This is a genomic window from Rhizobium sp. BR 362, assembly GCF_036528765.1.
GTDB lineage: Bacteria > Pseudomonadota > Alphaproteobacteria > Rhizobiales > Rhizobiaceae > Rhizobium.
Genome location: NZ_JARWGH010000006.1, coordinates 117,165 through 130,536, shown reverse-complemented (window position 1 = coordinate 130,536; position 13,372 = coordinate 117,165). Strand labels below are relative to the sequence as shown.

The following is a 13,372-nucleotide window of genomic DNA, read 5'->3' as shown; positions in this document are numbered from 1 at the left end:
TTTTCCGGCTTTTATCAGCCGATTAGTTAACGAGCGAAAGCCGCATCCAATTATTCTGGGGCGGCTTTCGTTTTTTACGATCTGTTCGTAGTTTTCGACAGGTCGCGCTCCGGTTGTTATTTGGTCAGGAGCGTCATTTTCTTCTGCGCCTGCGTAGCGATCGACGAAAATGCCTTGAATAAGTCTGAGGCGTTTTGAGGTGTGAAGTAGTCGGCGGCTGACGTCGCGCAATACTTCAGCAGAGCTTGGCCGTTTGCAGGTGCCATGAAGGCGATTGTATAGACGTGGATGCCGGCGTTGCGTGCGATGTCGCACTGAGCTTTGGTGTTCGTATCGGCGCTTGCCACGTTGTTGTCGCCGTCGGTCATGAAGACGATGTATGTGGCCGGGTTTGTTTGGCCATTCTTATTCTTATGCTGCAACTGTTCGTTCGTAAGCCCCGGCGTTGTCGATGCCATCGTGAGAGCGGTCACCGCAGCCGTGAACGCGGGCGCCGAGTTCGTCGTGCCGCTTGCCGTCAAGTTGTTGACGTAGCTGGTGACGCCGCTGGTGCCCCAGGCCAGCGCCGTCGGCGTCTGGGCGTTGGAATTATAGGAGTCGGCGCCAGTGCGAACATACATGCTGTTCGGGTCAGCGGTGTTCAGTTGCGCCGCCAGGTTCGCGGTGGCGATCTTCAGCGATTGGATCTTCGTATAGTAATTGGTGACTGTGCAGGTTTTTTTGTTGTTGTTACCGCAGGGGGTCGTCGTGGTCGGCTGCTCGGCATTGACCGTATCCGTTGCCTCATCCATCGAGCCGGAACGGTCGAGAACAAAATACATGGACAGCGGGCTCTTTTGAGCTTGCGCGGATGTGTCGTTGCCGCTGACCGAGGTGCTCGATGCGCCGACGTTCATCGTGGTGAGGCCGAGCATGCGGGTCATGCCGTTCACCTGCATTGCGTAGGATGCGTTCACGACGACGGAATAGCTGGCATTGCCCGAAGAATCGGTCGTTTTCGTCACCGTTGCCGTGGTGCCGGCCTTCAACGCGCTGATGGCACTCGTATCGCCGGCAAGATAGTTCGACATTTGCCCGGTCACGAAGTCGGTGGCCAATTGCTGAGCGTTGGAAGTCGTCGCGCTGCCATTGGCAAGCGCCGTTGCCGTGGCAAGGGCCGCGGCATCGGTTGCTTCCTGCAATTGGCTGTCGGAAACCGCCATATTGGAAACATCGACCGCAACGCCTGCAGCCGCGGCCACCACGGGAATGGCGAGCGCGGTTAATATGCCGAAATTGCCTGCGCGATCACGCAACAGGTGTTGAATGACACGGAATTTGCTCGAACAAGTGATCATCACGTCCGCCCAAAATATATAAGCCCCAGATGAACGTGACTATCCGCGAAAACTCTGAGTGGGCCGTTGAGATGATCATTCGATTTTTAGCGAATGACGCGAATATTCATAATTTAAAGTTGTATTGGAAATTACTGCTTTAACGGGATAACATCGACGGCTTGGACCGTCTTCTGGCTTCCATAGCTCTTCAGCACGCCGATGACAGGGGCCACATCGGAATAGTCGCGGCCGTAGGCGACGACGATGTGGTCGGTTCCGGCGGCGATATTGTTGGTCGGATCGAGTTCGATCCAGCCCGCCGTTTCACCGCACCAGATGCGCACCCAGGCATGCATGGCATCGGCTCCTTCCAGCCGTTCCCTTCCGGGCGGCGGAATGGTGCGCAGGAAGCCGCTGACATAACCTGCCGGAATACCGAGGCTGCGCAATGCGAGGATCATCACATGCGCAAAATCCTGACAGACGCCGCGTTTCAGGCGGAATGCCTCCTTCGGCGTGGTGTCGACCGTCGTCGCCTTGGGATCGTAGACGAAGTCCTTGTGGATCTGCGCGCAGACGGCGTGGGCGATCTGCATGACCGTCAGACCGGTCGCTGCCCATTGCCGGGCGTAGTCGGCGATCTCCGGCGGCTCCGGCAGGCGCGGGCTGGTGCCGATGAAATGATGCGGCGCGGAGGGCTCGATCGACCAGCAGTCGCTTAACTCATCCGGCAGTTTGGCAAGCACGGGTGAAAAGTCGGCGGAAACCGGCTGGCTCTCCACCTGGACCCGGGCCTGCATGCGAATGTCAAGCTTTTCATGCGGATTGCGCACCAGGATCGAGGTTGCGGGATGCTGGAAAAAGTCGGTGAAGTTCGACTGTTCGTCCGGATGGGGGGTGACCTTCAGCGAGCCGGCAATCAGGCGCTGGCGGTTGGTGAGCGACAGCGGCAGCACGCGCACGATATGACGGGCGCCGCTCGCCGGCACGTCGTAGATATAGCCCATGTGCAGCGACAGGTCGTAGAGCATCACATCATCCGAGATAGGTCTGGGCGAGGAGATCGGAGAGGCGCTCCAGCTCGCGTTCCAGCCGCTTATAGACCTCGTCGTTCATCGTCTCCGGCGTCATGACGGCCAGGCCCGAATGCAGCCGCATGGCTTCGCGATAGAAGGGCGACATCTGGCCGTTGACGAAGGCGTTCGGCAATTGCTCCACTTCCCGGTGGATCTCGTTCATCTGGAAGAGAATCGAGCGCGGGTTGAGCGGATCGAGCGCCAAAAGATCGGTCACCGTCAGGCGGGCAGTATTGACGTTGTAGCGACGGCGATGGGTCATGACGCTGTCGCCGATTTCGAGCAGCATGTCGAGCGCGCCATCGGGCGCTTCCGGGCCGGACATGTGACCAAGCAGGCGCGTCATATGCAATCCGCGTTCGATATAGCGGCCGAGCGACAGGAAGCGCCAGCCGGTGAAACGATACATGTTTTCATGCACAAGACCCGCAAAGCCCGCGAGCTTACGCAGAAGAATCGTCATGGCGTGGCTGGCGTCGTCACCGGATTTGACCCTTTCCTTGAAGCGGCGGGCGGTCTTGGCGAGGTCGTTCAGCGCCAGCCAGCCGTCCGGCGAAAAGCGGTCGCGAATGTTGCTCGCGGAATAGACGGCGCTGTCGATATTGCGCAGCAGACTTTCCGGCACGGCTTCCCTGGTGTCGATATCGATGGCTGCGAGATAGGCGCTGACGTCGGCGAGCAGCGGCTGGGTGGGATCGGCAGCTTCCGCAAAACGCCCATGCCAGGCTCGCAGGATGCGCAACGCCCCTTCGGCGCGCTCGATATAGCGCCCGAGCCAAAAAAGGTTGTCGGCGGCGCGGCTAGGCAGGCTGCCGGGCATGTTGCGGGTGAAGGTCTCCTCGGTCGGCAATAGCGTGTGGCGCTCCACCGGCTTGTCGGAGACGATCCAGACATCGGCTGCCGAACCGCCGGCCTGCATGGCTATGGCGGCAACATCGTCGCCGCTGCCGATGCGGGCAAAGCCGCCCGGCATGATCTGCCAGCCTTTTTCGGTGCGGGCGGCAAAGACGCGCAAGCTCATCGGCCGCGGCAGCAGCTTGCCGTTTACCCAGGCGGGAGTGGTCGAAAGCGTGACGACCTCTTGGCCGACCAGCTTGTTTCCGTCTCTTGTCAGCCAGTCGGCAATCGATTCCTTGGCGGTGGTGCGCAGCGTCGAACCCAGCACCGACTGACCATTGTCGTCGAAGAAGGGCATGCAGGAATAGGCCGGGCCGATCACCATTTTTTCGATATGGGCGGCCACATGCTCACGCTCGGCCTTCTGTCCGCACCACCAGGTGGCGATCGATGGCAGCTTCAGATCCTCGCCCCGCAGATGTCGGCAGATGGTGGGCATGAAAGCGAGAAGCGCGCGGGTTTCGAGAATGCCCGAACCGAGCGCGTTGACGATCGTGACCGTCTGTGCCCTCAGCGCCTCGACCATGCCGGGCGTGCCGATATGGGATTGCTGGTTGAGCTCCAGAGGGTCCGCATAGGATGCATCGAGGCGGCGCCAGAGCACGCTGATCGGCCTGAGGCCCGCGACGGTGCGCACCATCAGTTGATCGTTGACGACTGTGATGTCCTCGCCTTCGAGCAGCATGAAGCCGAGGTAGCGGGCGATATAGGCGTGTTCGTAATAGGTCTCGTTGGCCGGCCCCGGCGTCAGGACGGCGATGCGGTCGGCAGCGCCGCGTTTTACGCCCTGCAAGGCATCGCGAAAGGCGCCGAAGAAGGATGCGAGGCGATGTACTTTGGTCTCGGCATAGATATCAGAGAAAGCGCGCGTGGTGGCGACGCGGGTTTCCAGCGCGAAACCGGCGCCCGATGGTGCCTGGGCGCGGTCGGCCAGCACCCACCAATTGCCGTCCGGACCACGGCCGATCTCGAAGGCGAGGAAGTGGAGATAGTGTCCGTTTGCCGGTTTGACGCCGGCGAGCGGCCGCAGGAATTCCGGATTGGCGGCAATCAGCGCCGGCGGCAGCAAGCCTTCGTTGATCAGCCTGTTGTCGCCGTAGATATCGGCGATGACCTCTTCGAGCAGGTCGGCGCGCTGCTGCAAGCCGGCCGACAGCGTCTGCCATTCGCGCTCGTCGATCAGAACGGGAATATGCGAGATCGGCCAGTTGCGTTCGCTGACGCCCGTCGCTCCATAGGCGCGATAGAAAACACCGGCGTCGCGCAGATAGCGATCGGCTCGCGCGAAACGCTCCAGGAGCTCCTTTTCCGGCATGCGGCTGAGTGCGGCGAGCAGATTTTGCCAGACCGGCCGAACCGCACCGGTATTGTCGACCATCTCGTCGGCGATGCCGGGCAAAGCGGAATAGGCAAATGCCGGATCGTTGCCGATGCCAGCCCTTACCTCGTCCCGCCGTTCCGTCGCTGGTGTCTTGCCCATGCGTATGCCTGTTTCAAACTCCGATCGGGCGCCTGAGATCGAGCGTCAACGGAAATTCTCCCGACACCGATTCCGTGCGCAGATTATAGCCGCCTGCCGTATGTCCCCAAGGTTCGAATCGCGCCAGGCGCCGCGCTTCGGCCTCATTGCCGTTGACAGGGAAGGTGTCATAGTTGCGGCCGCCCGGATGGGCAACATGGTAGATGCAGCCGCCGATCGAACGCTTCGACCATGTATCATAAATATCGAAGGTCAGCGGCGTGTCGATCGGCAGAACGGGATGCAGGCCCGAAGCCGGATGCCAGGCCTTGTAACGGACGCCGGCAACGGAAACGCCTGACATGCCCGTCGGCGCCAGCGGCACGGCGCGGCCGTTGCAGGTAACCTTGTAGCGCGATGGATTATTGGTTTCGAACCGTACCTGCAGCCGCTCCACCGATGAATCGACATAACGGACGGTGCCGCCGATTGCGCCTTCTTCGCCCATGACATGCCAAGGCTCCAGAGCTTGGCGCAGTTCCAGCTTGCTGCCTTCGTATTCGACTTCGCCGCAGAAGGGGAATCGGAATTCGAGCTGCGCCTGGAACCATTCCGGGCGAAGATCGAAGCCGTTTTCCTGCAGATCCGCGAGCACATCGAGGAAATCCTGCCAGATGTGATGCGGCAGCATGAACCGGTCGTGCAGCGCCGTGCCCCAGCGCACGAACCTCCCATCGATCGGATTGCGCCAGAAGCGGGCAATGAGGGCGCGGACCAGCAATTGCTGGGCAAGGCTCATGCGGGCATTCGGCGGCATTTCGAAGCCGCGGAATTCGACGAGGCCAAGGCGTCCCGTCGGGCCATCCGGTGAGAACAGCTTGTCGATGCAGATTTCCGAGCGGTGGGTATTGCCGGTCACATCGGTCAGAAGGTTGCGGAACAGGCGGTCGACGAGCCAGGGCAGCGGCGGGATGCCGCGGCCGGGCGCCGGCACCTGCGCCAACGCGATTTCCAGTTCGTAGAGGCTGTCGTGACGGGCTTCGTCAATGCGCGGCGCCTGGCTGGTCGGCCCGATGAACATGCCGGAGAAAAGATAGGAGAGCGAGGGATGGCGCTGCCAGTGCAGCACCAGGCTCTTCAACAGGTCGGGACGGCGCAGGAAGGGGCTGTCCATGGTGTTGCGGCCGCCGACGACAACGTGGTTGCCGCCGCCGGTGCCGGTGTGGCGGCCGTCGATCATGAATTTGTCGGTGCCAAGCCGGCTGGCCCGCGCCTCCTCGTAGATCGCGGTAGTGATATCGACGGCTTCCTTCCAGCTCGACGCCGGATGGATGTTCACCTCGATGACGCCGGGATCCGGAGCGACGCGGATGACGTTGATGCGCTCGTCCTGCGGCGGCGGATAACCTTCGATATGAACAGGCAGGTTCAGGGCTGCGGCAGCGCGCTCGGCGGAGGCGACCAGATCGAGGTAATCTTCGACGCTGACCGTCGGCGGCATGAAGATGCAAAGGCGACCGTCGCGTGGCTCGACGCTGATGGCGGTGCGCACATAGCCGCCGATCTCATCGATCGATTGCGGCACGGTCGGCTGCTGGCCGGCGAAGGGCTGGAAGTGAGCGGCCTGCAGCGGCCGGCCCTTGTCCTCACTGTAGTTCGGCAGTGCCTCGCGCGCGATCGTGGGGTCGAGCGGATTGATGTAGGGGTATTGAGATGGCGGTATCCAGCCGAGCGAATTCAGGGGCAGGCGATAGCCGACCGGGCTGTCGCCGGGCACGAGGAAGATGCGGCCGCGGCGCGTGCGCCACTTCTCGCTGACCCAGCGGCTGCCGCTGGCGCGCGCATTCCAGGCCTGTACGGGCAGGATATAGCCCGTGGGGCGCGTCAGTCCGCGTTCGAAGACGCGGGCCATGCGCGAGCGTTCCTCCGGATCCTTCAGCTTCGAGTTGGAAGGGTCGACATTGTCCGGCAGGTTCGCTTCCTTGACCAGCCATTCGGCCGGATCTTCGAAGGCGGGCGCCACATAGTCCGGTTCGATGTCGAGTTCGCCGGCGATGGCCGTCAGCAGACGGCCGGCATCGTCCTCGTTGACGCTGTAGTTGCGGCCCTCGTTGGCGATGAGGTCCGGGTTCGACCAGATCGGCAGACCGTCGCGGCGCCAATAGAGGGAGAAGGTCCAGCGTGGCAGGCTTTCGCCGGGATACCATTTGCCCTGGCCGTAATGCAGGAAGCCGTTGGGTGCGAAGCGTTCGCGCAGGCGGCGGATCAGCGTATCGGCCTTTTCGCGCTTGGTCGGGCCGACGGCCGCAGTGTTCCATTCATCGGACTGGAGGTCATCGATCGAAACGAAGGTCGGCTCTCCGCCCATGGTCAGGCGCACGTCGTCCTGCTTGAGGATGGTGTCCACCTTTTCCCCGAGCGCGTTCAGCGCCTCCCAGCTTTCGTCGGAGAAGGGCTTGGTAATGCGTGGATGCTCGGCGACGCGGGCGACCTTCATGTCGAAGTCGAATTTGGTCTTGGCCTCGCCGAAATAGCCGCCGGAAATCGGCGCTGCGTTGCGGAAATGTGGTGTGGCGGCGAGCGGGATATGGCTTTCGCCGGTCAACAGGCCCGAGGTTGGGTCGAGGCCGACCCAGCCGGCGCCGGGGAGATAGACCTCCGCCCAGGCATGCAGATCGGTAAAGTCGTATTCCGTGCCGGAAGGGCCGTCCAGCGCCTTCAGATCCGGCGTGAGCTGGATAAGGTAGCCGGAGACGAAACGGGCGGCGAGGCCGAGATGGCGGAGAATCTGGACCAGCAGCCAGCTCGTGTCGCGGCAGGAACCCTTGGCCTTTTCCAACGTCTCTTCGGGCGTCTGCACGCCGGTTTCCATGCGGATGACGTAGCCGATCTCTTTCTGCAGACGCGTATTAAGGCCGACGATCATGTCGACGGTCGGCTGCTCGGAGCGGTCGAGCGTGGCGAGGAAGGCTTTCAGCCTGGGGCCGGGTTCTTCCGGCTTTATATAGATGGAAAGGTCCTCACGGATGGTCTCGGGATAGTCAAAGGGCCATTTGGTGGCTTCCTCTTCGACGAAGAAGTCGAAGGGATTGTAGACCGTCATGTCGGCAACGAGATCGACCTCGATCTTCAACTCGGTCACCGGATCGGGAAAGACGAATCGGGCGAGGTAGTTGCCGTAGGGGTCCTGCTGCAGATTCACGAAATGATTGGATGGCGTCACCTTCAGCGAGTGGCTGAGGACGCGCGTCTTGGAATGTGGAGCGGGTTTCAGGCGAATGATTTGGGGGCCGAGGCGGACCGGATTGTCGTATGTGTAATGGGTGAGATGATAAATGCTTGCCTTGATCGCCATATTTTCTCTTTGCCTAGCTCGCATCGTTGTGCGGCATTTGCTGTTCCCCCGGCAGTGTGTGCAATGCAGCGGAAGAAAGCAAGGCGTCTCGGCGCTCTATCAAGAGCCATTCCATAGGGTGGCAAAGTAAAAGCGGCGGGCTTTCGCCCACCGCTCTGAAATCGATCCCGTCGAAGATCTCAGCTTCTGCCGAATTCATCGACCAGGCGAATGATGTCGTCTTCGCCGAGGTAGGAGCCCGTCTGCACTTCGATGAGCTCCAGCAGGATCTTGCCGGGGTTGGAAAGGCGGTGCACTTCGCCGAGCGGGATATAAACAGACTCGTTTTCGCGCAACATCTGCACGTGTTCGCCGACCGTGACTTCAGCCGTGCCCTTGACGACGATCCAATGCTCGGAGCGATGGTGATGCTTCTGCAGCGACAGCTTCTTGCCGGGAAGCACGAAGATGCGCTTCACCTGGAAGCGCTCGCCGTTCAGCACGGACGTGTAGCCGCCCCAAGGACGATAGGAGGTCGGATGCGTCTCGGTGAGCTTGGCGGTCTTCTTTTCACTCGCCAGCAGCTTGACCAGCTTGCCGACCTCCTGGCTGTCCTTGAGATGACCGACATAGACGGCATCTTCGCTGGCGATGACGGCGACGTCTTCCATTCCCTGCACGGCGAGATGGACGCCATGCGTCATGACAAGCGAATTCTTGGTGTTGACCAGCGTCGCATCACCGGCAGCCACGTTGCCGTTTTCGTCGCGCTTGCCGACCTTCCAGACCGAATCCCAGCTTCCGAGATCCGACCAGGTGAAGGGCGATGGGACAACCGCGGCATTTTCGGTCTTTTCCATCAATGCGTAGTCGATGGAGATATCGGGGCTCTTGACGAAGGAGTCGGTGTCGAGGCGGGTGAAATCAAGGTCTCGCGTCGACTTCGAAACGGCCTTGGCGGCGGCCTTTTCGACTTCGGGTGCGTATTCATTCATTTCCGCGAGAAGCTGGCCGGCGGAGAACATGAACATGCCGGAGTTCCAGTAGAACCCGCCGCTGGCGACCATCGCCTCCGCCTTTTCCAGGGCGGGCTTTTCGACGAAACGCTGGACGGCATGCGCGCCGGTCGACAGTTCCTTGCCGCTCTCGATATAGCCGTAGCCAGTCGCCGGTTCGGTCGGCGCAATGCCGAAGGTTACGAGCTTGCCTTCCAGTGCGGTATCGCGGGCGATGCGAACGCAATCGAAATAGGTGGCGTTGGCGTCGATCTCGTAGTCGGATCCAAGGACGTGCATCGTCGCGTCCTTGCCGAAGAGCTCAGCGACGAGCGTGGCGGCGGCGGCAACGGCGGCGGCGGTATTGCGGGCAACCGGCTCCAGCAGCACGGCAGTCAGCTTTAGACCAAGCTCACGCGCCTGTTCGGCAACGAGGAAGCGGAATTCTTCGTTGGTGAGTACGATCGGGGCTTCGTATAGCTCGGGATCGGAGACGCGCGTCAGCGTGCTCTGAAAGAGCGTCTTGTCGCCGATGAACTGGATGAACTGCTTCGGCGCGGAAGCGCGCGACAGCGGCCACAACCGTGTTCCCTTGCCTCCGGCCATGATCACTGGGACGATTTTGGCTGCCATATCTGCCTCTCTTTTACACACCCATTCAAGAACGCGAACATCTGCAACATATGCGATCGCCGCGTTCGTCCTTTGAACAACTGGACTTCGCCATTGCGATATTTTTTAGAAAAACACCAGTGCGAAATGCCAGAGATTGCGAACATTCGCCGATCTTAGTTGGGAAATTCTAATAGACACAGTCATGCTTCGGTCGAGAGACCAAGTCCGTGTTGCGGGGATTTTCACCGAAAGACGTAGGCGCTGCCGCCATTTCGGGCGCGGCAACGCCCAAAAGCGCAGGGCGATCTCTGGGATTCGCCCCTTGCGCTTCGGGTCCTTGGCTTTCGCATGTCGTTGTCGCAAACCTGCGACGCAGTTTTGCGCGACATGCTTCGATCATTCGTCAGGCTTCCGCCCTGTCGCGCGGCTCTTCATCGGCCGGATCATGCCCCGCACCGTTGCGTTTGTTATAGCGGATCGACGACACGAGCGAGATGCCGATCAAAGCCGCGCCGCCGAGACCGGTAATGACCTCGGGAATATGCATGAGCGTTTGGACATACATGATCACCGAAAGAATCAGGATGGCGTAGAAGGCCCCGTGTTCCAGGTAGCGATAGTGGGCGAGCGTGCCTTTTTCCACCAGCATGATCGTCATCGAGCGAACATACATGGCACCGATGCCGAGACCGATGGCGATGATGAAGAGGTTCTGAGTAAGGGCGAAAGCGCCGATGACGCCGTCGAAGGAGAAGCTGGCATCGAGAATTTCCAGATAAAGGAAGGCTCCGAGGCCGCCCCTGGCCGCCGCGCTCATCGTCTTTTGAGAAGCATCCAGAAAACCGCTCAGAACCTCCACCAGAAGAAAGGTCAGGAGACCGTAGACGGAGGCATAGAGGAATGTCGTCGCATCCTCACCATCGAGAAGGGAAGTGAAGACCAGAACGATGATCAGCACGAAGGCGATCTCGATGCCCTTGACGGTGGCGAAATGCGCCATCGCCTTCTCGACGAAGGCGATCCAATGCACATCCTTCTCGCGATCGAAGAAATAGGTGAGGCCGACCATCATCAGGAAGGTGCCGCCGAAAGCGGCAATGGGCAGATGTGCGTCGTGCATGATCGCGGCATACTGCTCCGGCTCGGCGGCAGCGAGCTTCAGCGCTTCCCAGGGGTTGATGTGGGCGGCAATTGCGACGATCGCCAGCGGAAAGACGATGCGCATGCCGAAAACGGCAATGATGATGCCCCAGGTCAGAAAGCGATGCTGCCAGACGGGCGTCATCTCTTTCAGCTTGTTGGCATTGACGATGGCGTTGTCGAACGAAAGCGATATCTCCAATACGGCCAGCACCAGGCAGATGAAAAAGGCCGTCGCCAAGCCGCCGAAGGTGCCGCTCATGTTCCAGCCGAGCAGTCCCCCAAGGATGAGGCCGCCGATGGTCACGATGAAAGCCCAGCCGAAATAGCCGAGCATTGATTTGGAGGAGGAGGACGTCATGAACGCACCTTCTCAAAAGCGGAGAAAATGTATTCGGACTCGAGGCATAGCCGCATGCCAGAGACGGCATGCGTGCGAGGCATGGTCAGGGTATTCATGAAAAGAAATCCGCCGGCTCATCTGCAGGCGGTACCGACATCGCGAGAGCGCCGTTAAAACTCTCGCCAGAGGGGCCCGGCACCAAAGTTCAATCCGCAGCCGATGTCAGAAGGCGCGGAGATGCCACCATTAGTTAGTGAAATTGCGGCGCCCGTCAAGAGCCGCGCTGGTTCGATGCCGCCGTCATCACCAGGATAGGAATTTCCGGAACCAAACCGGAAAGAGACGCGTTTGGCCTCCACGCGGGCAGGGCGATGTCCGTTGCAAGGCAGATCCCAGAGCGGATTTGATTGTCGGATAGAGAGCAGCGGACAAGGAGGACCTCTCATGAGCCCCCATCCTATTCATCATAGACCAAAAGAACAGAAACCCGGTCAGAAACGGACGCGTTCGAACGTCCTGCGTCAGGCACAGGTATTGCCGCCGCATAATGTCGATCTGACGCTGCAGCCGGCGACCCATGAAGATGTTCATGTGCCGGCTCATGTCAGCGGCGCGGACCTGTCGCGGGAAGCACCCGGCGATGCCAATCACGGCGGGAAAAACAAAGGCCGCTCGAAATAGAAGCTGAAAGCCGGACGTTTTTCGAAGGCCAGAGGCCCAATGGTCTCGGGCGCAGGAGCTTGCCTATTTGCCGCGGGGCGGTTTGCCATTCGACAGGAAACTGCCGGTGAAGCTCAATTCCGTCGATTTTGCCGAGCATTCGATGGCGGCCGGTTTACCCGCATAAGGATTGGCGAAGGTGCAGGTGCCCTTGGCCTCGACCTGACCAGTCATCTTGTTGCCCGCGCCCGTGGAGATGACCTCGATCGGCAATTGCGCGGTACCCTTCTTGGCGCCGGGCTTGATTCCGCGGCCGTTGCCCTGGAAACCGAGCATCTTGCCGCCGGACGAAAAGATGAACGTCACGGAGCCATCCGGCCCTGTCACGCTGGCGATCTCAGCCTTGCAGCCTTTCGAAGCGTCCAGCTTGCCGACGACCAGCTTGGAGCATGTGCCGCTGACCACCACCGCACCCGGTGCCGGAAAATTCTGCGCGGCGGCACTAGCCGCAACGGTCATCACTGTCAATCCAATAGCAAGGCCTGCGAATCGCATGAATGGAGTCCTTTCAAAGCCTTCGCAGGTTCGCCGATGGAAATGTGGCAGTCAATCCCGGAGCGCCAATGCGCGGTCCGGCCAAGCGCCCGTCACCCCGGTACGAGTGTGCCGATCAGCTCCAGCAGCGCATTCTGCCGGTTGCCGCCGCCGGCCAGGAACTCGTAAAGCGTCATCTTCTTTTCGCTGCCGCCGTCGACGAGGTAGTCGGATTGGCGGATGACGAAGACTTCGCCGCTGTCGGTGTCCCGGGCGAGGTGAAACATATATTCGTCGCCATTGGGCTTATGATTTTTATAGAACTGCTTCTTCACGATCGCCATTCTCGTCCTCCCGTACGATCAATGCTTTAGCATGACAGTAGTGTGACAGCGCGACCGGAAGTCAAGCGGCATGTAGCAGAAGTTGGGCTAACCCGCCCACCCCGTGCGGCGTTCAAGCGCTGGACAGCAGCATGTGATTGGATATCGGCGAAAAGACCATTATCCTCAACTCGTGCGTTCGAAAATCGACACGCCATGAGCGAGAGGTCAAAGCAATGAGAATGATGTTAGCGTTAGGGGCTCTCCTAAGCCTCGCTTGCGTCTCTGCAGGCGAAGCGCCCTCAAACTACCAGTCATACCAGGGTATTCGCGCCGATAGCGATCCCGTGCTGTTAGCGAGATACGACAGGGCTCTGCACTACTGCGAACCCGAGGCGTATTCCTGGTATCGGGGATCACCCGATCCCAACAGCAGCATGTACATCCTGGCATTGAGAGCGTGTCTGTATCGGCACAGCTTTGTCGACCGCGGCGCCTACGCCTATCCGACGTCGGCCGTATTCCAGCATTTCCTGGATCGCTGAAGGCCGACCGTCATCTCTGCATCCGGAGCGCCTTTTCCTAGCTGGGGAAGGCGCTTTTCTCGTCTGGGAATGGAGCGACTCGGCAAGCCAATTATGAGAAAAGGCCTCTCGATTTCTCGAAAGGCCTTTTTC

The 13,372-nt window shown here is 60.3% G+C and carries 10 protein-coding genes; 2 read left to right on the top strand and 8 right to left on the bottom strand.

What is annotated here, in order from left to right; genetic code table 11:
• Positions 1–116: 116 nt before the first annotated feature.
• The 6 genes from QDY28_RS11105 to QDY28_RS11080 all read right to left on the bottom strand — a co-directional run bounded on the left by QDY28_RS11105 (position 117) and on the right by QDY28_RS11080 (position 11,196).
• On the bottom strand, positions 117–1,337 hold the full coding sequence (locus tag QDY28_RS11105; protein ID WP_331381728.1) for a vWA domain-containing protein: 1,221 nt from the start codon (positions 1,335–1,337) through the stop codon (positions 117–119).
• Between the two features lie 131 nt (positions 1,338–1,468).
• A complete protein-coding gene (locus QDY28_RS11100) occupies positions 1,469–2,350 on the bottom strand; it encodes a transglutaminase family protein (protein WP_331381727.1) in 882 nt (293 codons plus the stop codon).
• Between the two features lie 4 nt (positions 2,351–2,354).
• Entirely contained in the window at positions 2,355–4,772 is a 2,418-nt protein-coding gene (locus tag QDY28_RS11095; RefSeq protein ID WP_331381726.1) for a circularly permuted type 2 ATP-grasp protein, read from the bottom strand.
• Between the two features lie 13 nt (positions 4,773–4,785).
• Positions 4,786–8,106, bottom strand: coding sequence for a transglutaminase family protein (locus QDY28_RS11090; protein WP_331381725.1), 3,321 nt, complete (start codon positions 8,104–8,106; stop codon positions 4,786–4,788).
• Positions 8,107–8,285: 179 nt separating this feature from the next.
• The gene (locus QDY28_RS11085; RefSeq protein WP_331381724.1) at positions 8,286–9,713 is read right to left on the bottom strand and encodes a mannose-1-phosphate guanylyltransferase/mannose-6-phosphate isomerase; all 1,428 of its coding nucleotides are present in this window, start codon (positions 9,711–9,713) and stop codon (positions 8,286–8,288) included.
• A 385-nt stretch (positions 9,714–10,098) separates the two neighbouring features.
• Positions 10,099–11,196: a DUF475 domain-containing protein gene (locus tag QDY28_RS11080; protein ID WP_331381723.1), complete on the bottom strand. Its 1,098-nt coding sequence runs from the start codon at positions 11,194–11,196 to the stop codon at positions 10,099–10,101.
• 426 nt (positions 11,197–11,622) lie between these two features.
• On the opposite strand from QDY28_RS11080, the gene QDY28_RS11075 reads away from it, so the two are divergent.
• The gene (locus QDY28_RS11075) at positions 11,623–11,859 is read left to right on the top strand and encodes a hypothetical protein (RefSeq protein ID WP_331381722.1); all 237 of its coding nucleotides are present in this window, start codon (positions 11,623–11,625) and stop codon (positions 11,857–11,859) included.
• A 63-nt stretch (positions 11,860–11,922) separates the two neighbouring features.
• Here the strand turns inward: QDY28_RS11075 and QDY28_RS11070 are convergent, their stop codons facing one another.
• Positions 11,923–12,393 carry a hypothetical protein gene (locus QDY28_RS11070; protein WP_331381721.1) on the bottom strand — a complete coding sequence of 157 codons (471 nt, stop codon included), beginning with the start codon at positions 12,391–12,393 and terminating at the stop codon, positions 11,923–11,925.
• A 92-nt stretch (positions 12,394–12,485) separates the two neighbouring features.
• Positions 12,486–12,716 carry a hypothetical protein gene (locus QDY28_RS11065; protein ID WP_331381720.1) on the bottom strand — a complete coding sequence of 77 codons (231 nt, stop codon included), beginning with the start codon at positions 12,714–12,716 and terminating at the stop codon, positions 12,486–12,488.
• Between the two features lie 215 nt (positions 12,717–12,931).
• Between QDY28_RS11065 and QDY28_RS11060 the strand changes: the two genes are divergently transcribed.
• Entirely contained in the window at positions 12,932–13,240 is a 309-nt protein-coding gene (locus QDY28_RS11060; RefSeq protein WP_331381719.1) for a hypothetical protein, read from the top strand.
• Positions 13,241–13,372 lie beyond the last annotated feature (132 nt).

What these genes read in the sequence shown, in the direction of transcription:
- QDY28_RS11105 (WP_331381728.1), bottom strand. Translation starts at nt 1,337, where the DNA reads ATGATCACTTGTTCGAGCAAATTCCGTGTCATTCAACACCTGTTGCGT.
- QDY28_RS11100 (WP_331381727.1), bottom strand. Translation starts at nt 2,350, where the DNA reads ATGCTCTACGACCTGTCGCTGCACATGGGCTATATCTACGACGTGCCG.
- QDY28_RS11095 (WP_331381726.1), bottom strand. Translation starts at nt 4,772, where the DNA reads ATGGGCAAGACACCAGCGACGGAACGGCGGGACGAGGTAAGGGCTGGC.
- QDY28_RS11090 (WP_331381725.1), bottom strand. Translation starts at nt 8,106, where the DNA reads ATGGCGATCAAGGCAAGCATTTATCATCTCACCCATTACACATACGAC.
- QDY28_RS11085 (WP_331381724.1), bottom strand. Translation starts at nt 9,713, where the DNA reads ATGGCAGCCAAAATCGTCCCAGTGATCATGGCCGGAGGCAAGGGAACA.
- QDY28_RS11080 (WP_331381723.1), bottom strand. Translation starts at nt 11,196, where the DNA reads ATGACGTCCTCCTCCTCCAAATCAATGCTCGGCTATTTCGGCTGGGCT.
- QDY28_RS11075 (WP_331381722.1), top strand. Translation starts at nt 11,623, where the DNA reads ATGAGCCCCCATCCTATTCATCATAGACCAAAAGAACAGAAACCCGGT.
- QDY28_RS11070 (WP_331381721.1), bottom strand. Translation starts at nt 12,393, where the DNA reads ATGCGATTCGCAGGCCTTGCTATTGGATTGACAGTGATGACCGTTGCG.
- QDY28_RS11065 (WP_331381720.1), bottom strand. Translation starts at nt 12,716, where the DNA reads ATGGCGATCGTGAAGAAGCAGTTCTATAAAAATCATAAGCCCAATGGC.
- QDY28_RS11060 (WP_331381719.1), top strand. Translation starts at nt 12,932, where the DNA reads ATGAGAATGATGTTAGCGTTAGGGGCTCTCCTAAGCCTCGCTTGCGTC.